Source organism: Eggerthella sp. BIOML-A1 (genome assembly GCF_009875595.1).
Taxonomy (GTDB): Bacteria; Actinomycetota; Coriobacteriia; order Coriobacteriales; family Eggerthellaceae; genus Eggerthella; species Eggerthella lenta.
Map to the genome: position 1 here is coordinate 34,348 of NZ_WWRZ01000010.1, position 23,567 is coordinate 57,914.

Sequence of the window (23,567 nt, forward strand, 5' to 3'; positions counted from 1 at the left end):
CGAATTTCCAAGGACCGAACGCAGCATCCTGCATATCCCCAGGTGAAGAAGAGCCGAGAGATATCCCACGGTTTTCATAGGATTACCAAACTCCCCCGCTTTTACCATACGGAAGCATTTTCGGCGTCACCGGCCGCAGCTCGAACGCCCCAGACGGAGCATTCGAGCTGCAAGCGATCCTACAGCTCCAGCTCTATCCCCACGGGGCAGTGGTCGCTGCCGTAGACTTCGTCGTAGATGCAGGCGCTTTGGATCTTCGGAGCCAACTCGTCGCTGACCAGGAAGTAGTCGATGCGCCACCCCGCGTTCGTCTGGCGCGCTTTGAAGCGGTAGCTCCACCACGAGTACGCGCCCGTCACGTCAGGATGCAGGTGGCGGAACGAGTCGACGAACCCGACCTCCAGCAAGTCGGTGAACTTGCCGCGCTCCTCGTCCGAGAAACCGGCCTTGCCGCGGTTCGGACCCGGGTTCTTGAGGTCGATCTCCTGGTGAGCCACGTTGAAGTCGCCGCACATGACGACGGGCTTCGGGTCGGCCGTCTCGCCCGGCTGCGTCAGCGGCAGCTCGGAAATGGCCACGTGCCCCTCGCCCAACGCCGGCCGCTCCACCGGCACGCCGGCGGGCAGCACGCCTTCTTCGAGCCCCTTGCAGAAGTCGCGGAACGCGTCGTCCCACTCCATGCGATGGTCGATGCGCGCCAGCTCGTTCTGCGCGTTCGGCGTGTACACGTCCACGAACCAGAATTTCGGGAACTCCAGCGCCACGATGCGCCCCTCGGTATCCAGGTGCGGGAAGCCCAGGCCGTGCAGCGCCTGCAGCGGCTGCTCTTTGCAGAATATGGCCGTGCCGGAGTAACCCTTCTTCTCGGCATAGCTCCAGTACTCGCGGTACTGCGGCAGGTCGAGCGTGGCCTGGCCCTCTTGCAGCTTCGTTTCCTGCAAGGCAACGATGTCGGCGTCCAGCTCGCACACGATGTCTTCGAAGCCTTTTTTCAGCACGGCGCGCAAGCCGTTCACGTTCCACGAGACGAAGCGCATATAGTTCCTTTCCCGATTCGCCAACGACTCGGTCATTATACCGCGCAGATCACCAACACGGATGACGGGCGGAATGAGGCAAAGGGGAGGGGTTGGCGTCTCGTCGTCGCGAGAGCGCCCGTCCCCCATATCCCCAAACGAGACGTTAACCCCGCCCCTTTGCCTCATTCTCAAAAAGCACGTGTCGAGCGGGGCGGCAGCGGGTAGTATGGTTCCATCACACCGGAAGACGAAGGGAACCGCATGCAATGCTTCGCTCGTTCAAAGGCCGCGCGCTGGGCCGCGTTTTTGCTGACCGCGCTTCTAGCAGCGGCCTTCGCAGGTGCGCTCGCGCCCGCGTCGGCTCATGCGCAGGACGCGGCGCACTCGCCCTGCATCGCCACCGTCGAGCAACGCGCCGCCTATGCCGCAGACGGCACGCTGGACGAACGAGAAGCCTTCCAGGAAAGCCTCGGCAACGACGAGCCCTCCCCCGGCCTCGTCCAACAGGCCCTCGCGCGCGAGCAGGCACAAAACGGCATCGCCCCGAACGCGGTTCCCGGCGACGACGGCGGCATGGCCGCTATCGGCAACGCACACGTGGTGGCGCTGCGCGTGTCGTTCCCCGACCGCCCCTTCGCGGAAGGAGATACGCTGGAAGCGCTTCAGACGCTCATAGGCCCGCGCGCCGTCGGCGAGGCCGCGCTGCCGAGCGCCGGCGGCTTTCCCTACGAGAACCTGCACGACTACTACCTCCGCGCGTCGTACGGCGCGCTTACCGTCACCGGCGAAGCGTTCGACTACGCGGCCCAGCACGAGCGCGATTTCTACACGGCGAACATCGGGCAACTGTACAAGGAGGCGCTCGACCACCTCGAGGCATCCGGCATCGATCTCGCGCGATTCGACGCGAACGGCGACGGGCGCATCGATGCCGTCTACCTGCACTTCGCCGGCGGCGACACCGGCTGGGGCAGCGTCTGGTGGAGCAACGAGCAGGTGCTCGACGTCCCCGACGCCGTGTACGCTGACGGCACAGTGCGCCTATGGAACGCCGTGGCGCTGTCGAATCCGTGCGACCAGCCGTGGGCCGCGCAGACCATCATCCACGAAACGGGTCACGTGCTGGGCCTGCCCGACTACTACCAGTACGCCAGCCAGCAAGGAGGCTCCACCGACCGCACGGGAATCCTCACCTTTGACATCATGATGCAGAACCAGGGCGATCACAATGGATTCTCGAAATGGATGCTGGGCTGGCTGCCCGACAGCAAGATCACCCGCATCTTCGCGAACGAGACGGGCATCGACGTCAAACGCGACGGCAAGGTGGTGCAACACGTGGACGCAACCGCCGACGGCAGCTCGTCCGTAGAAGCAGCTTTAGAAGCGTTCGCTTCGAACGACATCGATGAAACCGGCGGTATCGTCGTGGTGGCGAACCAAGACGCAAGCATGTTCTCGTCCTACTACCTGCTGCAGTACGACCGCTTCGCCGGCAACCAAAGCGTTCGCTACGAGCAAGATGGCCAACCCGCCGAGCTTCCGTCGGGATTTCGCCTCTTCAGAGTTCAGGCCGACCTAGGATCGGGCGGACCGTATTTCGTTCATTCGAACACGTACGGAACCGTGCACAACCAGCTGATCGAGCTGGTCGACCCTGATATGAACGAACCGCACGCGGAAAGCACCGACCTCGTCCCAGCCGCAATCGGCTCGAGAGAATACGGCTGCATGCTGTACGCAGGCGACGAGGTGTCTCCCCGAGGTTACCCTTCAACCAACTTTTTCGAAAACGCCAACGTCGGATTCACCGGCCTGACCATCGCCGTCACCGAAAGCCGTGCGGATGGCGGCACGCTGAACATCTCGTACTCGAACGCCGGCAAGCCGGAACCGCCCGACGATTTCACGCTTACGCCCCTGTTCGACAGCGTCTCGAACACGGGGACGCTGTCGTTCGAAGCGTCCACGAAGCCCGCCCTCGCCACGCCGCTGCCCGCGGCAACGCAGCTCATCGTGGACGGCCAGCCCCACGCCCTGCTGAACATCGAGACGGACGGCACCACGGTCAGCCTTCCGTACTTTCTCGATGCCGGCGATATCGGGCCCTCGTCAACGTGCGAGATCGTGTTCCCTGCCGGCATGTTCGTCTTGGCTCAAACAGGCGGCACGACTGCATATTCTCCCGAAGTGCGCCTCGAGCTGAAAGCAAGCCCGCTGCTCACCCCCGTCGACTGCGCGGGCGGCTACCTGGGCACCGAGTACACCGAAGATTCCACGGTGCTCAGCAACGTGTTCGCCTGCCCCGACGGAAGCAAACGGTTCTTCCAGATAGCCGACGGCCAGCTCAAGCTGCACGCCATCGACCCCGCCGATGTCGCACGCGTATCCTCGCGCACGGTCGAGGGCGTTCCCGTTCCTGCCGTCTTGGACTACCGCCCTTCGTTTCGCGTCGTGCCGCTATCGAACGAGACCGCGTTCGTGCTCATGCCTGCAGCGGGAGGCGAAAGCGCGGGATACTGGATCGATCTCCAGCGCGGAACCGTTATCGCGTCCTATCCCTTCGACCAAGCCGCTTCCCTCTCGCTTGCAGGCAGCGGGTCCACCGTATTAGCGGCGTCTTTCTATCCAGGCGGCGGCCGAACGATCGCCGCGCTCACCCCGCTTGAAGACGGAACCGTGGAAGCGCGCTACGGATGGACCCAGGCCGAAACCGTGGTTCCCGTCGACGCCGACGCGTTCGCCTTCGGGTTCATGGACGACGCAGGCGCTTTGACGGAGGAAGCGCGCATCCTGCCCGCCGACGCCATCGTCGCGGCGCTGCGCGATGGCGCAACCCTTCTCGAGCATGCCGCCGACAATGGCGAGCTGTGCACGCCCGAGCGCGCCGCGGCCACGCTGCCTCTGCGCGCCAGCCGCATGCTGCTGGCCGTCGAGCGCGCGAAGGAAGGCTTCTACGCGCTGCTTTCTTCGGACTACTTGGATCCCGCGAAGCTGACGAACCTGCTGATCGAGTTCGACAGCACGGGAGCGGAACGGGCGCGATCTCCTATCGAGGTGGACGGATCCGACGTATACATGCAACTTCGGGTCGCTCGCCACGGCACCGTGGCGCTGTCGCGGCGCATCGACATGACGAAACCGCCCATCTCCCGCAGCGACGTTTTGTTCTGCGATGTGAACCTGCAACCGCTCTCCGTGCTTACTACAGCATCCACCGGCTTGGGCACATGGCTCGACGACGGACGCTGGCTCGACGTGGGAATGAGCGTTGCAGCGGCAAACGGGCCGAAGGGGTCGCCCGTCGCAACGGAATCCGGCGGCGCAACCGAAGGCGGCGAGGTCGACGAATCCAAGCGCGCCCGATACGTGGTAACGACGCAACTTGACAAAACTCCTGCAAACCCAGGCGATGACCCCGCCGATCCCGGCATTCAACCGCAACCGCTCCCGCAACCAGCCGACGACCAGCCCGACAGCCCAAGCAAGCTCGCGCCTACCGGCGACCGCGCGAATGCGCTCGAGCTTGCCGACCTGGCAACGGCAGCGCTGGCCACCGCGCTCTTCGCACTCATGAGGCAAAATGAGGCAAAGGAATGGGGTTGATGTCTCATTCGGGGGACAAAGGGGACGGGCGCTCTCGCGACGACGAGACATTAACCCGTCCCTTTGTCTCATTTATGGTATGGCTCGCCGCGTGAAATTTTCTGGGCGCGGTAGAGCTGTTCCAGCAGCACCACACGAGCCAGGTTGTGCGGCAGCGTGATAGGGCCGAACGACAGCGTCTCGTCGGCACGCTGACGCACCGCGGCGCTCACGCCGTCGGAGCCGCCGATGACGAACGCGATATCGCTCGCGCCGTTCAGCTTGAGCGTGTCGATGCGCTGCGAGAAGCTCTCGCTCGAACGCTGCTTGCCGTCGATGGCCAGCAGCACCACATGCGCCGAGGGCCCGAGCGCGGCCAAGATGGCGGCGCCCTCGCGGTCGCGCGCTGCATCCACGCCGCCCGCGCGCGCAGGATCGACGTCGGCGATCTCGCGCACCTCGGTCTTACCGTACGGCTGCATGCGCTTCAGGTACTCAGCGCACGCAGCCGTCCAGAACTTTTCCTTCAGCTTTCCCACCGCCACTATGGTGAACTTCATACGCCGTCCCTTCGACCCCGCTATCATGGCTCGCACTCATGATAGCGGAAGCCCGACTTGCCAAGACGGAAACGAGATCGGACTCGTGCGCTATCTGACGGGCGGCTCGGCCTCCTCAACGTCGGAAAGCTCGTCGAAAGAGACGGGCATCGGCTTCCCTGCCCCCGCCTCGACCTTGATGGACTTCGTGGGGCAGTTCTCCACGCAGTCGAGGCAGAAGGTGCAGGCCTCCAGCGTCGCCTTGCCGGGATCCGCCACGTCGATGCCCTCGGGGCACACGGTGGAACAGGTTCGGCAGCCCTCCTTCGAGATGCAGGTGGCGCAGTCGGCCTGAGGGCGGGCGCCGAAGCCGAGCTTCGCGCGCAGCTTGCCCATGAGCCCGAAGAAGAAGCCGAGCGGGCAGATGGACGAGCACCAACGCTTGAACAGGAACAACTCCGCCAGCAACATGAGCGGGAAGACGACCAGCTCCCAGCCCGGCTGCAGTAACACGAACACGCGGTTGAGGGTCCACAGCGTGCCGAACACGAGGCCGATGGGGCACAGCAGGCAGAACACCGGGAACCCCACGGCGAAAGACACAACCAGCAGCACGACCAGGACGAGTCCTTGGGTCTTGAGGCTGGAAGTACCACAGGACGAGCAGGTGGAGCAGCCGGAGCCGGAGGATTTTCCAACCGATGCGGGAGGCTCGGACGGGCCGTTCGCCTCCGACCCGCCGCGGGAGACGGGCACCGCCTCGCCGCTGCGGCCGAGGATGCCGCGCGGGGTGTGGCCGCCGAACACGTTCTTCAGAAGCTGCGAAGGGCAGAGCCACGAGCAGAACGCCCGACCCAGCAAGAACACGATGACCAGCACGGCCAGCACGCCGGGCACGAGGCCCCACGGCACGCTGCCCGAGGCGACGGCGATCTGCGCGAAGCCCACGGGGCACAGCGCGCACAGGGTGCCGATGGCGGCATTGCCGCCGAGATGCGCCGCGACGACGGCCAGCGCCAGCACGGCGGTCGCCACGAGGATGCGGATGGTTTTGATGCGCGTCTTCATGTCAGGCTCCCGCCTCTCGCGTCGCGTCGGGGCCGTCGGGGTGGACGCCCTTGGTGTGGGGGCTCGCCGCGTTCGCCTGCGCCACGGCCACCGTGCGCTTGGACGCCAGCTCCTCGCTGGACACGGCGCCCGTCGCCTGCGCCGCCTCGCTCGAGCGCGACACCACAACAATGCCCTTGTCCTCGACGCTCGCATCGTAGGCGCGCAGCGAGGCCGAGGGGCACACCTGCTCGCACTTGCCGCAGCCGTCGCAGTACTCGGGATGCACGACCGGCCGGTCGTGGTCGTCCAGCGTGATGGCGCCCTCCACCGGGCACTCGTCCTTACACACGGTGCAGCCGGCCCAGTCCCAGGCCACGCACGCGTCCTTCACCACCACGGCAACGCCCAGGTCGCGCTCGCGCGGGCCGCCGTAGGCGAGCGCGCCGGTGGGGCACGCGTCAACGCACTGCATGCAGAAGTCGCAGCACCCGTGATCGAAGGCGAGCGTCGGCGTGCCGTAGGCCACCAGGTTCTCGGCCAGCGGAACCGGCGTCACGATGCCGTAGGGACACGCCTGCAGGCAGCGCCCGCAGCGGTCGCACGCCGCCACCAGCTGCGCGTTCGACTCCGCGCCCGGCGGGCGCACGAACGCGGCGTCGGCCTGGCGCGACACCGCGCCGAACCCGCCGACGCCCACCATCGCCGCGCCCACGGCCCCCGCGGCGAGGAACCCGCGTCGGGAAATCGTCTCCACACTCATCATCCCCTCAACAACAAACTCGATGTTTCACGTGAAACGCTTCAGCCGTCGGTCAGGTCGGCCTAATCTGGCACAAATACACGGTTTGGGCGCGAGTTTCTTCTACCTTTTGGCGAATAGCAAACCATGCATTTACATAATGCCTGTTCGCCGTTTCCCACTTGCCTTCCACCATGCCCAAACCGAAAATTTGTGCCACGATCGCATGCTGCTACCCCAGCACTTCGGCAAGCTCGGCCGCGTCGGCGGTCAGGAAGCCTTCGGTGAACGTCGCCAAGTCGAAGTAGAAGCCGTCTTCGGCAGCCTTGCGCACGTCGGCCGTGAAACGGTCGATCCAGTTCAGCAGGTGGTCGCTCAGGAACTCCCTCTGGGCGCGCAGCTGGCGCTCGGCCCCCGCCTCGTCTCCCGCGCGCAGCGCCTCCACGGCGCGCCCGCACAGAAGCGCCATGAAGGCCAGCTCCACGGCCAGGTGGTCCTCCGGCTCCTTGAAGCCGGGGTTCTTCGCGAAGCCCGCGCCGCGGTACACGTGCAGCACCTCCGCGTAGGCCTCCTGCATCATGAGGCCGCCCTCGCTCGTATACACCGACTCGTACGGGAAGGCCTTCTGAGCGGTGCGCGGGCCCATGCCGAAGAACGCGCGGTCGAAGACGACCGCCAGCTGCTCGAGCGCATCCTCGTCGCAGTCGGCGAGGTCGGCCTGGAGCGCGGCGAACCCGGCGGCCAGGCCGGCGTCGTCGGAGGCCAGCGCGGCCTCCCCCGCCAGCGCCTCGGCGAACGCGGCGTCGATCTCGGTCTCGTAGCAGCGCGACAGCAGCGCGTACACGCGGTCGCGGTTCTCGCAGAAGTCGATAAGGTTCTCAGCGAGCTCAGCAGGCATGGTTTCGATCATGATTACCCTCCTTGGGTTTTGATGTCTGATCTCGTCGGCCGTCCTTCGCACCTGAACGCTGCGGGGGGGGGTTGCAGCGTTCAGGCACGGGGGAAGGTGGATGAGGGGGACGCGCCGCACCAGGCCGCGCGCCCCCAACCGTATCAGTGGTAGATGAACTGCTCCACGCTGGTGCCCACGGCGTACATGATGATGCGGATCACCACAGCGCCGATGGCGGTGCAGGCGCACGCTCCGAACAGGTACATGGCCAGCTGCTTCGGCGCGACCGAACCGGTGCCGCCCGCTCCCTTCGTCGCCTGCACACAGGCCAGCACGGCCAGCGCAACCGGGACCACGATGCCGATCACCACGACGCCCGCCCAGAACATCACGGCCAAATCGCCCGAGATCAGACGATCGATGGAACGCGTCGGCGCCTGGTACGGAGCGATGGCGATCCACACCACGTACGCCACCGTGGTCACCGCCATGATGACGACGCCCGCCAGCGCCAGCTTCAGCGCGAAGCCGCCCTCTTCGGCGGCCTTGCCGCGCAGCAGCACAAGGCCGGCCATCAGCGTCATGCCCAAAGCCAGGCCGGCGCCCAAGAACATCAGGGGAAGCGCGATGCTATCCCACGCAGGACGAGCCGCGATCAGGTACGACGACCCCGCCACGAACGGCAGCACCAGGCCCACGATGCCTCCCAGCACGCCGAACACCTTCGACACGCCAGGGTAGTCCTTCTTCGCCAGCACCAGGTACACCAACGCGATGATGCCCATGATGGCGACGACGAACAGCTCCTTCGACAGCCCGGATCCCAGGTTGCCCAGCAAATGCGTCGCGCGCTCCGGGTGCCCCATGTGCAGCACCGACACGCAGCCGCCCACGGCCAGGCAGATGAGCGCGATCAGCGCGCCCGAGAACCGCACTTCGCGGAACTTGCCGCGCAGCTCGCCCACGGCCAGGAACACGAACGAGCCCGAGGTGACACCCAACAGCACGCTGAAAATCAGAAGTGGCCACTGGATTTCCATGGTTACTCATCTCCCTTCCAGGCGCACTTGTCCATGGCGTAGTCCACGCCCGGATGGTTCCCCACGTCCTTCAGCTTGTACGTCTTCTTTGCGGCGCGCAGCTTCGACACATCGGACTGGGGGTCGTCCAGGTCGCCGAACTTGCGGGCCTGGCCCGGGCAGTGCTTCACGCACGCCGGCTTCTCGCCCTTGTCGATGAGGTGCGCGCACATCGTGCACTTTTCGATAACGCCCTTGTCCTTGCCGGTGTCGTACGCGCGCACGCCGTAGGGGCAGGCCATGACGCAGTACTGGCAGCCGATGCACTTGCTGTGATCCACCAGCACCACGCCGTCGTCGCGCTTGTAGCTGGCACCGGTGGGGCACACGCTGACGCATTCCGGGTTGTCGCAATGCTGGCACGACACGGGCAGGTAGTACATCTCCAGGTCGGGATAGGTTCCCGAAGAGCCCACCGTCAGCACCTTGTTGTAGAACGTGCCCAGCCCCACGTTGTTCTCCTGCTTGCACACGACGGCGCAGGAGTGGCAGCCGATGCAGCTGTCCAGGTCGATGTCGATAATGTTGCGGGTCATGTTACTTCGCACCCCCCTTCGTCACCTGCGTGACGCCGTTCTGCTGGTCGTCGGCGGCCAGCTGGTCGGCGGTCAGCGGCAGGAATATCTTGAGGTCTTCCGAGTTCATGCAGATGTTCTTCGGCGCGCCGTCGTCGGCCTTGTACACCTTGCACAGGCCGCCGTAGTTGTCGGTGCCCACCGCGGGATCGTACGGGCCGTTGTTCTCGAACAGCACGTTGCAGTTGCTGTCGAACGCGCCGTGCAGGTCGTCGGTGGCCTCGCGCTCGGGGAACCACCAGTCGTGCTCGACGTGGATCATGCCCGGCTTGATGGCCTCGGTGAGGTTCGCGCGCTGCTTGATGCGGTCGACGTACGTCTCGATGTACACCCAGTCGTCCTGCTCGATGCCGTGCTCGGCGGCGGTGGCGGGGTTGATGTCCATCGTCGGGAACATGTGCACCTCGCGCATCCACGGACTGTTGCGGTACTCGGTGTGGAAGAACGCGTGGCTGCGGCCGCCCGTGATCAGCGTGTACGGGTACTCGTCCAGCAGATCGGGGCGCGAGATCTTCGTGATGGGCGGCTCGATGTACATGGGCAGAGCGCCGTTTCCGTACAGCAGCAGGTCTTCGCTCCACAGCTCCATCTTGCCGTTGTCGGACTGCGGATGCGGCGGGATCACCTTGCCGTCCGGCGTTTGCGCGCCGGGGAAGCGGTAGACCGAGCCCATCTTGTTGCCGCGGTACATGGTGTTGAAGCCGGGGCGGAAGTCGCTCGTCTTGCGCATGAAGCCCGTCTCGTACTTCGGCGCGTTCTTCACGGTGGCCATCTCCACACCGGTCACGCTGATGCGCTCGCGGAACTCCTCGAAGCTCGCGCAGCTCAGATCGGGCGGAAGCGTCTCGGGGCCCTTCACCATGTAGTCGAAGAACTCGTACTTGTCCTTCCAGTACATATCCACATCCATGTACTTCGCGAACTCGAAGCAGATGTCCATGTCGTCGCGGCACTCGCCCAGCGGCTCGTGGAACGGCTGGCGGATAAGGTACGTGTGACTGGTCGGATAGCCGTGGCCGGAGTGCGCCCACTCGACGCGGTCCACTTCGTTGGGATGCGCGGCCGGCAGGATGATGTCGGCCAGCTCGCCCGACGGCGTCATGTACAGGTCCACGTTCACGAAGAAGTCCAGGTTCTTGAAGCCTTCGACGATCTCGTGGCCGCCCTCGATGGAGAGGATGGGCTCGGACGTCTGCTGCCAGTAACCGTAGATCTGGAACGGATCGCCCTTCGCCATGGCCTTCGTCGTGGCTGCGCCGAAGCCGCCCTGTTGGCCGTAGATGACCTGGCCACCGGAGTTCTGCTTCGTGGTCTTCAACTCGCCGGTGGCGTCGTCGGCCACGAGGATGTCCTGGTAGCCGGTGTTCTGGCACACGGAAAGCTTCTTGATGTTCATGGCCGTTTCCTTGCGGCGCTGCCCCATGCGGCCCTTCTGGTTCGGCACGACGTCGAACATGAAGGAGTCGTAGCCGGTGGCGGGCTCGCGGCCGATGTTCTGGCCGCCCTTCGAGTCGAAGTTGCCGGCCAGCGCCATCATGATGGTGAACGCCTGCGAGATGCCGGACGTGTTGATGGAGAACTCCACCTTCTGGCCGCGCGTGAAGCACGCGTGCGGGCTGGCGTCGATGTAGGCGTCGATGGCTTCCTTGATCTTGCCCTCGGGAAGCTCGCAGAACTCGGCGGCGCGCTGGATGGTCCACGGGGTGACGTGCTCCACCAGGATGTCCCAGCTGGTGCGGTACGTCTTGCCGTTGATCTCGTGGCTGCCGGACAGCGCGGGCTTCGCGTCGGCCACGATGTTGCCCTCGGCGTCGAGCCACTGGAAGGCCTTCGGGCCGCCCACGCCCTTCGCGTTCTGCCAGTCGCCGGACCAGAAGATCAGCTGGTCGCTGTTCTCGTCCCACGCGGCGTACAGCTCCTCGTTGCCGTCTTCCTTGAGGTACGACTCGCGCAGTTGGTAGCCCGTGCCGTTGCCGTCGGCGTCCTTCTCGTCGATGAAGAACGGGGCGTTCGTGTACATGCGCGCGAATTCGGTTGCGCACTTGTCAGAGTGGACGATCTCGTTGATGAAGGCCAGCACCAGCGCCATGTCGGAGCCGGGGCGGATGGGCAGCCAGATGTCGGCTTTGGAAGCCGTGCAGGTGAAGCGGGGGTCGACGCAGATGACCTTCGCGCCGCGCTCCTGCGCGCGCTTGACGGTGAGCCAGTCGTAGTAGCCGCGGCTGCGCTCCTGGCGGCACCAGATGAGGATGCAGTCGGTGTTGTTGCCGTCCCAGCCGGTGTACTGCGTCTCGTCGCCGTACAAACGCTGGCTGGAGAAGTACGAACCCACCCAGCACAGGTTGCCCACGCCGAACGTGGCCGTAGAGCCCAGCTCAAGCCACAGCTTGTTGATGGCCTGGAACTGCAGCATGTCGCGGCCCGTGCCGTACTGGTGCGCGATGGTGTGCCAACCGTGCTCCTCGCCGATCTTGGTGAAGCGGTCGCGCGCTTCCTCGTAGGCCTCTTCCCACGTGATGCGCTTCCACTGACCGGAACCCTTCTCGCCCACGCGCTTCTGCGGGTAGCGCACGCGCAGCGGGTTGTACAGCTCCTGCGGGATGGCGAAGCAGCGCCCGCACAGCGTGCCTTCGCTGAACAGGTCGGGGTTGCCCTCGATCTTCACGAGGCGCCCGTCCTTGACGTGCCCGAACAACGCGCAGCGGCCGTAGCACTGGCGGCACGCGCTCGGGATGATCTTCACGTCGTCGGACGAGGTGCTGGTGGCCGCTGCCTCGTCGGCCGCGGCGGCGGTGGCCGACGCGCCGAGCAGCAGCGTCGAAGCGGTCGCGACGGCCGAAGCCTTCACGAAGCCTCGGCGGCTCATCTTTAGTGACATCTCTCCTCCTTTTGCCTCACTCTGCATGGAGGGGTCGGAGATGCGGAGGGGTGCGCGCGTCGAAGAATCCCCCTTCAAAGCGCCCCGGACTGCAAGTTCCCCGTTCTCGTTCCCCTTTAATTGCAGTGCTAATTATATTACCTGATATTATTAGTGCAACGACTTTAAGCTATCTTTATAAAGAATAGTCGCGACCACGAGAGTTATACGTGGCGAACAGGTAAAAACGTACGCATGTTTCGCGTGAAACATGCTGCGAGAGGCGACAGGAGAGAAAGACGCACGCCGTTTTCTACCTGCTGCACCTGCCAAGAACCCTATGCACACCGAACCGGGACCGGGGGCGCTGCACGGGACGACGCCGATGCACACGATCCGGCCGTTTCTGCACAAAAAGCCGCGACGTGCGACGCCTGGAAGCCTCGAAAAGAGCTTTCCAACCGTCCTGCCGACGAAGCCTTCAATACTCCTCAGATCGCTACAATATCGATCAGGCGTTTTTCAAAGCAACCAAAACTGCGCGAAATACGGCAACCGACAAGGTGTCGCACGTCGCGGCTTTTTGTGCAGAAACGGCTCTGCGGCGTGCGAGATTGCTTGCGCTCAACCATCGCCGTCAGTCGCAGGCGTCAATGACGGCGTCAACGACATGCAGACGCGAGCAGCATCAGCAGAGGCAGCGCGAGTGCGGTCTTAGATACCGGCGGCGTGGTTTTTGGACGCGCGAGACGCAAAGAAGTTGACGGGTTCCGGTCAATTGTGATTAATTGAGCAGGTACTTTATAGTCCCTATCGCCGTTCAGCGTGGCCAGCGCAGCGTGCGGACCGCCCGCACGCCCCTCCCCACCTTCGCGCGGCATGCCAGAAGCAGGTCAAGCATGATCAACCAGCATAACAGCCTCATCGGATTCCTCGTGTACGACGCACAGCGCGCCATCGCCAAGTCGCTGGAAACCGCGCTCAAGCCCTACGAGATCACGCCGGGCCAATGGAACCTCATCAACCAGCTGGACAGCGCGGGCGAACTCTCGCAGAAGCAACTGGCGGAACGCACGCGCAAGGAGCAGGCCACCATCACCCGCTACCTCGACACGCTCGAGCGCAAGGGTCTCGTGGTGCGCAACCAGCACAAGTCCGACCGCCGCGCGCATGCGATCTCGGTGACGGAGAAGGCGCACGAGCTGGTCGTAACCGCCCAGCCGGTTACCGTCGAAGCTGCCGACCGCCTGATCGAGGGCATCGACCAGGCGGATCTCGACACGTTCGTCGCGGTGCTGGCGAAGCTCAAGGAGAACGCCGACAACTACTCCAACAACGGCTAGCGACGACCCGCGCGCCGCCGCGCAACCAAAAGCGCCGTGGCGAGCGCGCCTATCGCAACCGAGCCCAGCGCGCCCAGAACGGCGAGCGGAACAGCGTCGCCAGTGCGGGCGATCGACGATGCAGAGGACGTCTTGTCCGGGGCATTCGGAGTCGACGGTTGCGAGGTCGACGGAGTGCCCGGCGCGGCAGGGTCGACGGGTTTCGCCGGGTCGGTCGGGTCGGTGGGATCGTTGGGATCCACCGGGTCAACCGGGTCGGGCGGCACCGGAGCGTTCTCCATAGTGAGTTCGACCTGCTCCGGCTGGCCCACTTCCACTCCGAACTCAACCGGCGCCTCATCCAACACGTAGCCCTCGGGGGCGGCCGTCTCTACGAAGCGGTAGCTTCCCACCGGCAAACCATGCACCTCGATGATTCCCTCGTCGTTCGTGGCAAGCGCGTCGAAGCCGTCGACCACGGCCCACGTCCCGTCGGACAGATGCTGCTCCAACTTGAACACCGCTCCGGCAAGCACCGTCGTCGCATCGTCGGCATCCACCTTCGTGAGCAGCGCGCCGCCCAGCACAGGAGTCTTCACGTTCGTAGCCGTCACGGCTACCTCCAACCCGGGCGCGTCCTCGACCAGCGTGAACTCCACCGGCACCGTCCCCAGCTCGTAGCCCTCGGGAGCCGAAAGCTCCACGAAGCGGTACGCGCCCATCGGCAGATCGGCTACCTCGATCAGGCCGCCGGCGTCGGTGACAAGCGCATCGCGGTCCGGCACGATCTCCCAGGAATCGTCGGCGAGGCGCTGCTCCAGCTTGAACGTCGCGCCCGGCAGCACGGCATCGGGAGCCTCGGCGTCAACCTTCTTCAGCACCGCCTTCCCGAACACCGGGCTCTTGGTATTCGTAGCCGTCACGGCCACCTCCAACCCGGGCGCGTCCTTGGCCAGCGTGAACTCCACCGGCGCCGTCTCCAACTCGTAGCCCTCGGGAGCCGAAACCTCCACGAAGCGGTACGCCCCCATCGCGAGACGTTCCACCTCGATCAAGCCGCTGCCATCGGTGACAAGCGACTCGTATCCCGGCACTTCGACCCACGACCCGTCCGCCGCCTGCTCTTCCAGCTTGAACACGGCGCCCGGGAGCTTCACAGATTCGTCGTCCGCGTCCACCTTCGTCAGCACGACCTTGCCCAGCACGGGGGCCCTTCTGTTCTCGGCCGTAACGTTCGCGGTATGGTTCAGCGTGGTCGACGTGATGGCGAATTCCACCGACTCGCTCGTCATCTCATACCCGACGGGCGGCACCATCTCCACGAAACGGTACTGGCCCAACAGCAACCCCGTCACCGTGATCAGCCCGCTTCCATCCGTAGTCAGCTGCTCGGAACCCGCAACCGTCGCCCAGGTGTTGTCAGGCTGCATCTTCTCCAACCTGAACACGGCGCCCGGCAGCGTGGCGTCCGGATTGCCCGCGTCCACCTTCTTCAGAACGGCCTTGCCGTCCTTCACCTCCACGCCGCCCGAGATCACGGTGAAATGCGCGCTTCCGGGCGCCGCTTCCGACCCGCTGTCGCCGTAGGTAAGCGTGGCGTTGTTTTCGTACTGCCCGGTTTCGGACGCGTCGCTGCGCAGCTCTACGATGAACGACGTGAAGTCGCCCTTGTTCGGCCCCGACCCGCTGAAGTACTTCATGATGATGGCTTTCTGAGCAGGTGTGGCGCCCTTTTCCTCCAGCAGCCAGGAAAGCCCCGCCTCGCCCTGGCCATCCAGGATGTTCTTGATGTTGAGCGGGCTCGACCCATCGCCCGTGGGCACGTCACCGAACCCGATGCACACCACGCGGTTCTCCCACACGCCGATGGTGGGCACGGCGGCCATGCGCACGCTGCTCGCGAACTCGTCCTGCGTCATGCCGTCGGCCGCCGACTTGTCGGTCAGCGCGAACAGGTCGGTGATGGGAAAGGCCGCGTACTGCTCGGTCTGCGCCTCGCCCGCGTCGGTGGTGGCCACCACGGGCATGTACACCGTCACGCCGCCCGACGTGATGGCCTGGCCGCCCTGCAAGTCGTCGGTCAGCAACAGGTTGCGCTGCTGCGGCGACGGGTCGGAACCGCCCACGGCATAATTCGCGTACGCGTCCACGATATTGTCCAGGTTCACGCCGATGCTCCACACGATCTGGTTCTGGCCGGCTACCTGCGAGCCGTACTTCATCAGCGGCGTATCGGGCAGCGGGCCCGTCGTAGGCGGTTCGACGCCGATAGACGGAAGCGCTTGGCCGTTAACCGTGAACACGATATCGTTGCCTTGGCCCGTCACGTAGCCCTCAAGCGAGAAGAAGCCATTGTGCAGCGAGGGGAACTGCGCCCCATCGTCGGAAAGCGTGGTCACGATAGTGATGTCCTGACCGGGGATCATGCTGCCGTTCGCATCGCGGTTGCCGTTGACCACGTACGAGCCGATCACCTTCTGGGTCGTGGGATCGACGAGGTTCACCGGGCCGAAATCGCTGGCCAGGAAGTGATCATCCCCGTTGACGGTGAACGTGAACGTGTCGCCCGCATGCACGTCCGTCATATCGGGAATGCTCCAGTCGATATAGATGCGCACGTACGCGCCGCTGGTCAGCGTGGTGCCGGCGGGAATGTCCAACCAGCTGTCGCCCGATTTCTTCTGCAGCTTGACGCCGTCGACGGACACCTTGTCGGTCACGTCCATCGCCGCGCGCGGCGTAGGCGCGTCGTCGGACGGATCGGGCTGGGCTTCCTCGGCGAACGCCGGCGAGCGGAACGCCAGAAGACAGAGGGCGACCAGCCCTATCAGAACGAAGAACGCGCGCAAGCGACCCGCGCGCGAAACCGGACAGGTAGGAACAGTTGGCTGGGGAGCCATAGAAGACCTCCTCGTGTGAAAATGTTGCAATAGCAGCAACAGTAAGGAGACCGTCGCCGTCCGCAGCTGAGGCATGCGAACGGTGTTCCGCTCGTAGCGGCATCGACACCGTCCCGCAACAATCCCTTTAGCACGAAAAAGTCAAATAACGGGTTACCAACGGATGCATTCCTTGTTACAATCAGCTGCACAATTTCATAGCGTCACCCCGTTGATACGTCCTGGATCTTGCGAGACAGGGCGCGGAAGGGGCCTCTGGAGAATCCCGATCGTCGGATCGGGTGCCGAAGGGGCAAGGCGCATCGCCGCAAGCGCGATGCCGCTGAAACTCTCAGGCAAAAGGACAGAGCAAAGCTACCTAGCTTGTCGCGCGAGCATGATCCTATGCTTTCCTTCGCATCCTCCAGAACAGCCACGTCGTACACGGGTTTCGCAGAAGTTGCCCGAACGAAGTTGGTTGAAGGAGGATCGTGGTGGAAGGCTTTTTTAGTATGATCAACGATGGGCTCGTCGCTATAGACGACTTCATCTGGGGCGTGCCGCTTATGGTGCTGATCTTGTTCGGCGGCATTTTGCTCACCGTGCGCCTGCGGGGCGTGCAGTTCCGGCAGCTGCCGCGCGCGCTGCGCTATATGATCAAGAACGAAACCGGCGGCGAAGGCGAAGTCACCAGCTTCGGCGCGCTGTGCACGGCCCTGTCAGCCACCATCGGCACCGGCAACATCGTCGGCGTGGCCACGGCCATCGTCGCCGGCGGCCCCGGCGCGATGTTCTGGATGTGGCTGGCAGCGCTGTTCGGCATGGCGACGAAATTCTCCGAAGGCCTGCTTGCCGTGAAGTACCGCAGCGTCGACAAGAAGACCGGCCACGTGCTGGGCGGCCCGTTCTACTACATCGAGCGCGGCATGGGCATGAAGTGGCGCTGGCTGGCGAAGCTGTTCGCGTTCTTCGGCATGTGCGTGGGCCTGTTCGGCATCGGAACGTTCACGCAGGTCAACTCTATCTCCAGCGCCATCACCGGGTTCTTCGACCCCGAGAAGAACGCCACGGTGAGCATCCTTGGCATGGACTACTCCATCTTCACCGTCATCGGCTCCATCGTGCTGGCCGTGCTGGTGGGCCTTGTGGTCATCGGCGGCTTGAAGCGCATCGCGAAGGTGTCCGAGCGCGTGATCCCCGCGATGGTGGTTCTGTACGTGGGTCTCTCGGTGCTGCTCATCGTCACGAACCTCGACAAGATCCCCGGCGCGTTCGTCACCATCTTCGAAAGCGCGTTCGGCCTGCAGGCGGCTGCGGGCGGCATGCTGGGCGCCATCATCATCGCCATGCAGAAGGGCATCGCGCGCGGCATCTTCTCGAACGAGGCCGGCCTGGGCTCCGCGCCCATCGCCGCTGCCGCCGCTCAGACGAAGGAGCCGGTGCGCCAGGGTCTCGTGTCCATGACCGGCACGTTCCTTGACACCATCGTGGTGTGCTCGATGACCGGCCTGGCGCTGGTCATGACGGGCGCGTACCAGATCCCCGGACTCGAAGGCGCGGCCGTCACCACCGCCGCGTTCCAGGCAGGACTACCCTTCATCCCCGGCGAAGTGGTATCATTCGTGCTGATGGCATGTCTGGTGCTGTTCGGCTTCACCACTATCCTGGGCTGGGACTACTACGGCGAGCGCTGCCTTGAGTACTTCAGCAACGGCTCGATGAAAGCCGTGAAGACGTACCGCTGGCTGTACATCGCCGCCGTGTTCATCGGCCCCTACATGACCGTGGCCGCCGTGTGGACCATCGCCGACATCTTCAACGGCCTGATGGCGCTGCCGAACATGATCGCCCTCATCGCGCTGTCCGACGTGGTGGTGAAGGAGACGAAGGACTACTTCGCCCGCCTGGCCGCTGCCGGCAACGAAGACGAGATGGCGCCGCACCTGCCCGGCGACAACTGGGACATCCCGCCCATCGACCCGCTGGACGACCGCCTGGGCGCGGCCAACTAACCTACTCCGCGCGTCAAGCGCGCAACAGCAGAGAACGGCTCCTCGGCAAACCCTCGCCGAGGAGCCGTTCTTGCATGCGCAACCGGTTCCGCCCCTATCCTGCTTGCCGTTCTTCGTCCTCCCAAGCGGACGAAGAAGACCGGCGACCCTTGCGCACAGGCTTCTCCACATCGTTGAGCAGTTCGAACAGCTCGCTTTTGCTGTGGATGTTGAACTTGCGGTAAATATGGTTGATGTGCGCCTTCACCGTGCCCTGCGACACGTACAGAACCTCTTCGATCTCGGCCACCGTGTCGCCCTGGGCGATAAGCTGCAGCACCTCTTCCTCCCGCGGGCTGAGATTGTACGCGCGCGACAGGTCGGACACGCGAATGGCCATCCGCCCCTCAGCCGATGCGCTGCCCATCGGGTCGTCCTTCAGCACCACGCCCCATTTCGCCGACAGCCCGCGCTCGGTGAAGAAGATCACGACGAACGTCAGCACCACGGCAACTGCCACGCCGCCGTACAGGATAGACGTGGCCTCCTCGCCCAGGTTCGCCGACGCGCCGGCGAACGCGAGCCACCCTACCAGCTCGACCACGTAGCGGATGCCTCGCTCGATGCCGTTGATCCATACCGCGTTCACGCCGAACCGGTACGTGATGTTGCTCATGACGATCATGATGTACATGGAAAGCATGGTGTAGCCCGCGTCGTAGCACAGCGCCATGATTTGCGCGTTCGACCCGAAGGTGGGCATAACGAACAGGAATCCGACGATGAACAGCGGAAAAGCCAGCTGGTAGATGGTGTCGAAGTTGAACCAGCGCGATGCGGACAGCACGCCGAAAAACACGAGCGCCGTGACGAACATCGCGCCCAGCACGTTGCCCGGCACCAGCAGCTGCGTCGGCAGGGCCCCGAAGCCGCCCGCGAACGTGCATACCGCCATCAGCAGGATAGGCTTCCACGGGATGGTCTTCGGGTCGCCTTCTTTCATGGCAGGAGGCAGATCACGCTCCGGCAGACGCGTCATGCTCGAACGCACGCACGCCAGGCACACGATGGGCAACACGATGGAGAAAAACGCGAGATACGGCACCGACATGCCCATGAACAGCCACTTCACCACTTCGCCCACGAAGATGGCCATGGCGTGGTACAGCGCCACCCGCATGGGGTTGAGCGAGCCGTAGAACTCGGCCCACATGAGGATGAGCGACCCCAGGCCACCGCCCGCCGCAAGCAGCCCCGCAACCTTCAACGCCGGGGACGGTACCGCGAAGCATGCCAACACGATGAGGGCCGATCCGCCCACCATGCACGCGCCCGTGGCCAGCACCGCTTTGCGGTTCGCCCACAGCGGCGTCACACGGCGCGCCGCGAAGGCCAACGCCAACGAGACGATACCGATCGCCCCTTCGAACAAAAAGTAATCGAACACCGATATGGTTGGAAACGCATCGTAGCGAAAGAACGTTGCAAGCCAAGCGCGGTAGAACCCCACGCCGAAAAACACGAAGGGAATAGCCGCCACCCGAAGCAGCACGGCTTTCCATCGATCGACGAACCCTTGTTGCGCCTTCTCGGTCACGCTTCTCCCCTCAATCGCCCTCCCATAATACCCAAGAAAGTCCAGCTTGCAAGAGGGTTATACCGCGGGTTATGCATTTAACCCCGACGGACAATTGTCGCTCGACCGCAGAACGATAGTCTGGGAACAGCGCTTGATCAGGGAGTAAGCGCCTGGGATACCCGACGTCGGTGCGCGACGTCGGCAACGTAAGGGAGGAAGCATCATGGAACGTTTTTCTCGTAGGCAGTTCATCACCGGCGGCGCCGTGGCCGCTTTGGGCGGCACGCTCGCATTGGCGGGATGCGCGCCCAGCGGCTCGTCGAATGCAAAAGGCTCGAACGGCGCAGGATCGGGCAGCTCCGCCGGCATCGGATCGGGCATGGGCAAGCACGGGCAGTTCGACGTGGAGGTCATGGTCACCGACGGCAACCTGGACCGCATCACCGTCCTCAACTCGCGCGAGACGCCGGGCATGGGCGACGTGGCCATGGAAGAGCTCACGCAGTTGATCGTGGACAACCAGACGCTGAACGTGGACACCGTGTCGGGAGCCACGCTTTCCAGCATGGCATTCATCGGCGCCGTAAGCGACGCGCTCGACCAGGCCGGCCAGAAGTCGAGCGATTGGAGGAAGCGCGACAAGGCAACGCCCGCGCAGACCGAGCTTCCCGCATCGGCCGATGTCGTGGTGGTGGGCGGCGGCGGTGCCGGCTTCGCGGCGGCCATCACGGCGGCGAACGCAGGCAAGAGCGTCGTGCTGCTGGAGAAGATGGGAGTGTTCGGCGGCGACACCGCGCTGTCAGGCGGCGAGATGGCCGCGCCGGGCAACTGGATCCAGGTGCAGGAAGGCATCGCCGACAGCCCCGACGCGCTGGCGAAGGACATGCTGGAAGGCGGCGACAACGCAGGCGATCCTGCCCTCGTGCAGATCATCGCGGAAGGCGCGCTGGACAGCTCGCAGTGGCTCACCTTCGAAGGCGGCATCTCGTGGAAGCACGACCTCATGCAGTTCGGCGGCCACAACACGAAGCGCTCCATCATCCCCATCACGCACAGCGGCAGCGAGATGACCACGAAGCTGACGAAGCGCGCCGGAGAGATCGACACGTTGACGCTGGCAAAGAACTCCCCCGCCGTCGAATTGGTGAAAAGCGGCGACGCCATCACCGGCGTGAAGGTGAAGAACACGGTGACCGGCAAGGAGTCCACCATCGCGTGCAAGGCCGTGGTGCTGGCAAGCGGCGGCTTCGGCTCGAACATCGACATGCGCGTGAAGTACAACCCGGCCATGGACGACTCCATCCTGTCCACCGACTCGGTGGGAGCCACGGGCGACGGCATCACCATGGGCGAGGCTGCGGGCGCGAACCTCATCGACATGCAGTACATCCAGACGTACCCCGTGTGCGACCCCGAAACCGGTTCGCTCTTGTACGTGGGAGACGTGCGCCTCGAAAGCCGTGCCATCATGGTGAACAAGGAAGGCGATCGCTTCGTCGAGGAGCTGGACCGTCGCGACGTGCTGTCCAACGCCATCGTCGAGCAGACCGACGGCAAGGCGTACATGCTGTTCAACCAGGCGAACGCCGACGAGACCGGTTTGCTGGTCACGCACGAGGACGAGTACGAGAACCTTGAGGCGCGCAAGGTCATCGTAAAGGGCGACACGCTTGAAGCCGTGTGCGAGCCTTTCGGCGTGGACGCCGCCGAACTGGCGAAGACCGTGGAGAAGTGGAACCAGTACTGCAAGGACGGCAACGACCCCGACTTCAACTTCCGCGGCGACTTCAACGCCATCGAGGGCGGTCCCTACTACCTGATGGCCTACAAGCCGGCCGTGCACTACACCATGGGCGGTCTGCATATCAACACCGACGCGCAGGTCCTCGACGACGCCGACGCCCCCATTCCCGGCCTGTACGCCGCCGGCGAGGTGGCCGGCCACAAGATGGGCACGAACCGCCTGGGCTCCTGCTCGATGTCCGACATCTACACGTTCGGACGCATCGCCGGCAAGAACGCCGCAGCGTTCTCGGCATAGCGTACCAACCCCTGCGACCTTGCGCATCGCGCTCGGGTCCTTCCCTCCCTGGCCGCGCCCTCTCTCCGGGCGCGGCCTTTTTTCAGGTACAATATCCTCAACGAAATCGCGTCGAGTTCGCAGGAACACGGAAGGGGCCAGCATGGACCAGCATCTCGTTTTCGCCATCAGCAGGGAGTATGGAAGCGGCGGCCGCGAGATCGGCGAGCGCCTTGCCAGCGAGCTGGGCATCGCGTACTACGATAAGCTCCTGCTCAAGCGCATCGCGGAGGAGAGCGGCCTCAGCGGCGACATGGTGGAAGACTTCGACGAAAAGCCCATGCGGCCGCTGCTGCTGAACCCCAACAGCTTCTTCTGCGGCACCGACATCGAGCACCCGGTAGCCTCGCGCATCTACAAAACCGAGGTGGACATCCTCAGGTCCATCGCCAACGAGGGGCCGTGCGTCATCGTCGGGCGCTGCGCCGACTACGTATTGGAAGGCCACCCGGGTCTGGTCAGCTTGTTCGTCAGCGCGCCCATGGAAGCGCGCGTCGCGCGCGTCATGCGGCGCAACAACCTGTCCGAGTGCGACGCACGCAGCCGCATCGCACGCGTGGACAAGAACCGCGCCAGCTACTATCGCTACTTCACCGACGAGAACTGGGGGCAAGCGCGCAACTACGACTTGTGCATCAACTCCGGCAACCTGGACGCGCTGGGAGCGGTCTCCGTGATCAAAACGTTCGTGGAAGCGCGGCAGAGCTAGCGCACCAGAGCGCGTCCCGAATCGCTGCATCCGCAGAGCACAGCGCAGAAGCGGCGTGGAGCACAAGCTGCAACGACGAAAGCGGCCCCGTCACCGGGGCCGCTTCTTTACGCTGCTTGCTCGAGCGAGGCCAGGATGCGGGCCAATTCTTCGGGCGAGCCGAAGGGACGCTCTTCCTTCGTCTCCACGATGAACACCTCTCCCGTCCACGTTTTCTGCTGGATCTGCGGCTTCGCCGCTCCGGCAGACGCCTGCTCAGAGTCTACGACCGTATCGGAACCCTGCTTCTCCTCGGCCTCGAACTGCTTCGTGCGTACGAAATACTTCACGACGAAGCGATCCTTATCGGGAAAATCCGCACGCGAGAAATCGTACTTCAAGCTCTGCAGGATTCCCGCGATCACCTCGGACACCGGCTGAGAGCCTTCGATAGTCGCCAAGCCCTGCTCGCTGTTGAACGTGGCACAGTCGCCCACGTACACGGTGCGAACCCGCTGACGACGCGTGCGCTCCATCTTCACGATGACGGCGATGGCCACCACGATGACCAGCCACCACACGATGGACAAAACCAGATCGAGCGGCTCGTCCACCCGGTTGAGCCCCAGGAAGTACCAGAGCCACAGGAAGAACGCTGAGGCCAAGGCCAGCAGGACGAATACTATCACGTTG

At 64.3% G+C, this 23,567-nt stretch carries 16 protein-coding genes and 1 riboswitch; of the genes, 5 read left to right on the forward strand and 11 right to left on the reverse strand.

Annotated elements, in window-relative coordinates; translation table 11 throughout:
* Positions 1-179: 179 nt before the first annotated feature.
* Positions 180-1,037, reverse strand: coding sequence for an exodeoxyribonuclease III (locus tag GT590_RS12875; protein ID WP_009305703.1), 858 nt, complete (start codon positions 1,035-1,037; stop codon positions 180-182).
* Between the two features lie 243 nt (positions 1,038-1,280).
* On the opposite strand from GT590_RS12875, the gene GT590_RS12880 reads away from it, so the two are divergent.
* The gene (locus tag GT590_RS12880; protein WP_161171147.1) at positions 1,281-4,625 is read left to right on the forward strand and encodes a peptidase M6; all 3,345 of its coding nucleotides are present in this window, start codon (positions 1,281-1,283) and stop codon (positions 4,623-4,625) included.
* Between the two features lie 68 nt (positions 4,626-4,693).
* Here the strand turns inward: GT590_RS12880 and rlmH are convergent, their stop codons facing one another.
* The 7 genes from rlmH to GT590_RS12915 form a co-directional block, all read right to left on the reverse strand.
* Positions 4,694-5,164 carry a 23S rRNA (pseudouridine(1915)-N(3))-methyltransferase RlmH gene (gene rlmH, locus GT590_RS12885; RefSeq protein WP_114526890.1) on the reverse strand — a complete coding sequence of 157 codons (471 nt, stop codon included), beginning with the start codon at positions 5,162-5,164 and terminating at the stop codon, positions 4,694-4,696.
* A 90-nt stretch (positions 5,165-5,254) separates the two neighbouring features.
* Complete coding sequence (locus GT590_RS12890; RefSeq protein ID WP_114526892.1) at positions 5,255-6,211, reverse strand: 4Fe-4S binding protein; 957 nt, start codon at positions 6,209-6,211, stop codon at positions 5,255-5,257.
* A 1-nt stretch (position 6,212) separates the two neighbouring features.
* Positions 6,213-6,953: a 4Fe-4S dicluster domain-containing protein gene (locus GT590_RS12895; RefSeq protein WP_009609005.1), complete on the reverse strand. Its 741-nt coding sequence runs from the start codon at positions 6,951-6,953 to the stop codon at positions 6,213-6,215.
* Positions 6,954-7,164: 211 nt separating this feature from the next.
* Complete coding sequence (locus tag GT590_RS12900; protein ID WP_114518230.1) at positions 7,165-7,842, reverse strand: molecular chaperone; 678 nt, start codon at positions 7,840-7,842, stop codon at positions 7,165-7,167.
* A gap of 143 nt (positions 7,843-7,985) precedes the next feature.
* Positions 7,986-8,864, reverse strand: coding sequence for a DmsC/YnfH family molybdoenzyme membrane anchor subunit (locus GT590_RS12905; protein ID WP_035584396.1), 879 nt, complete (start codon positions 8,862-8,864; stop codon positions 7,986-7,988).
* Positions 8,865-8,866: 2 nt separating this feature from the next.
* Positions 8,867-9,439, reverse strand: a complete 573-nt coding sequence (locus tag GT590_RS12910; RefSeq protein WP_015759818.1) for a 4Fe-4S dicluster domain-containing protein — start codon at positions 9,437-9,439, stop codon at positions 8,867-8,869.
* Between the two features lies 1 nt (position 9,440).
* Positions 9,441-12,356 carry a molybdopterin-dependent oxidoreductase gene (locus tag GT590_RS12915; protein WP_021410880.1) on the reverse strand — a complete coding sequence of 972 codons (2,916 nt, stop codon included), beginning with the start codon at positions 12,354-12,356 and terminating at the stop codon, positions 9,441-9,443.
* A gap of 878 nt (positions 12,357-13,234) precedes the next feature.
* Here GT590_RS12915 and GT590_RS12920 point away from each other — a divergent pair.
* Positions 13,235-13,678: a MarR family winged helix-turn-helix transcriptional regulator gene (locus GT590_RS12920; RefSeq protein ID WP_114526894.1), complete on the forward strand. Its 444-nt coding sequence runs from the start codon at positions 13,235-13,237 to the stop codon at positions 13,676-13,678.
* Here the strand turns inward: GT590_RS12920 and GT590_RS14770 are convergent.
* Positions 13,675-16,557 carry a collagen binding domain-containing protein gene (locus GT590_RS14770; RefSeq protein ID WP_161171148.1) on the reverse strand — a complete coding sequence of 961 codons (2,883 nt, stop codon included), beginning with the start codon at positions 16,555-16,557 and terminating at the stop codon, positions 13,675-13,677. The genes GT590_RS12920 and GT590_RS14770 overlap by 4 nt on opposite strands.
* A 245-nt stretch (positions 16,558-16,802) precedes the next feature.
* Positions 16,803-16,914: riboswitch (glycine riboswitch) on the forward strand.
* Between the two features lie 134 nt (positions 16,915-17,048).
* On the opposite strand from GT590_RS14770, the gene GT590_RS12930 reads away from it, so the two are divergent.
* Complete coding sequence (locus tag GT590_RS12930) at positions 17,049-18,548, forward strand: sodium:alanine symporter family protein (RefSeq protein WP_192925365.1); 1,500 nt, start codon at positions 17,049-17,051, stop codon at positions 18,546-18,548.
* Between the two features lie 94 nt (positions 18,549-18,642).
* Here GT590_RS12930 and GT590_RS12935 read toward each other — a convergent pair whose 3' ends face one another.
* The gene (locus tag GT590_RS12935; protein ID WP_114513546.1) at positions 18,643-20,124 is read right to left on the reverse strand and encodes a response regulator transcription factor; all 1,482 of its coding nucleotides are present in this window, start codon (positions 20,122-20,124) and stop codon (positions 18,643-18,645) included.
* A 205-nt stretch (positions 20,125-20,329) separates the two neighbouring features.
* Between GT590_RS12935 and GT590_RS12940 the strand changes: the two genes are divergently transcribed.
* Both GT590_RS12940 and GT590_RS12945 read left to right on the forward strand, forming a co-directional pair.
* Positions 20,330-22,147 carry a flavocytochrome c gene (locus GT590_RS12940; protein WP_114526898.1) on the forward strand — a complete coding sequence of 606 codons (1,818 nt, stop codon included), beginning with the start codon at positions 20,330-20,332 and terminating at the stop codon, positions 22,145-22,147.
* A gap of 142 nt (positions 22,148-22,289) precedes the next feature.
* On the forward strand, positions 22,290-22,895 hold the full coding sequence (locus tag GT590_RS12945; RefSeq protein WP_114526907.1) for an AAA family ATPase: 606 nt from the start codon (positions 22,290-22,292) through the stop codon (positions 22,893-22,895).
* A gap of 107 nt (positions 22,896-23,002) precedes the next feature.
* Here the strand turns inward: GT590_RS12945 and GT590_RS12950 are convergent, their stop codons facing one another.
* Entirely contained in the window at positions 23,003-23,563 is a 561-nt protein-coding gene (locus GT590_RS12950) for a hypothetical protein (protein ID WP_226844476.1), read from the reverse strand.
* Positions 23,564-23,567 lie beyond the last annotated feature (4 nt).

What these genes read in the sequence shown, in the direction of transcription:
- GT590_RS12905 (WP_035584396.1), bottom strand. Translation starts at nt 8,864, where the DNA reads ATGGAAATCCAGTGGCCACTTCTGATTTTCAGCGTGCTGTTGGGTGTC.
- GT590_RS12910 (WP_015759818.1), bottom strand. Translation starts at nt 9,439, where the DNA reads ATGACCCGCAACATTATCGACATCGACCTGGACAGCTGCATCGGCTGC.
- GT590_RS12940 (WP_114526898.1), top strand. Translation starts at nt 20,330, where the DNA reads ATGGAACGTTTTTCTCGTAGGCAGTTCATCACCGGCGGCGCCGTGGCC.
- GT590_RS12880 (WP_161171147.1), top strand. Translation starts at nt 1,281, where the DNA reads ATGCAATGCTTCGCTCGTTCAAAGGCCGCGCGCTGGGCCGCGTTTTTG.
- GT590_RS12895 (WP_009609005.1), bottom strand. Translation starts at nt 6,953, where the DNA reads ATGAGTGTGGAGACGATTTCCCGACGCGGGTTCCTCGCCGCGGGGGCC.
- GT590_RS12930 (WP_192925365.1), top strand. Translation starts at nt 17,049, where the DNA reads ATGATCAACGATGGGCTCGTCGCTATAGACGACTTCATCTGGGGCGTG.
- GT590_RS12920 (WP_114526894.1), top strand. Translation starts at nt 13,235, where the DNA reads ATGATCAACCAGCATAACAGCCTCATCGGATTCCTCGTGTACGACGCA.
- GT590_RS12915 (WP_021410880.1), bottom strand. Translation starts at nt 12,356, where the DNA reads ATGTCACTAAAGATGAGCCGCCGAGGCTTCGTGAAGGCTTCGGCCGTC.
- GT590_RS12890 (WP_114526892.1), bottom strand. Translation starts at nt 6,211, where the DNA reads ATGAAGACGCGCATCAAAACCATCCGCATCCTCGTGGCGACCGCCGTG.
- GT590_RS12945 (WP_114526907.1), top strand. Translation starts at nt 22,290, where the DNA reads ATGGACCAGCATCTCGTTTTCGCCATCAGCAGGGAGTATGGAAGCGGC.
- GT590_RS12875 (WP_009305703.1), bottom strand. Translation starts at nt 1,037, where the DNA reads ATGCGCTTCGTCTCGTGGAACGTGAACGGCTTGCGCGCCGTGCTGAAA.
- rlmH (WP_114526890.1), bottom strand. Translation starts at nt 5,164, where the DNA reads ATGAAGTTCACCATAGTGGCGGTGGGAAAGCTGAAGGAAAAGTTCTGG.
- GT590_RS14770 (WP_161171148.1), bottom strand. Translation starts at nt 16,557, where the DNA reads ATGGCTCCCCAGCCAACTGTTCCTACCTGTCCGGTTTCGCGCGCGGGT.
- GT590_RS12900 (WP_114518230.1), bottom strand. Translation starts at nt 7,842, where the DNA reads ATGATCGAAACCATGCCTGCTGAGCTCGCTGAGAACCTTATCGACTTC.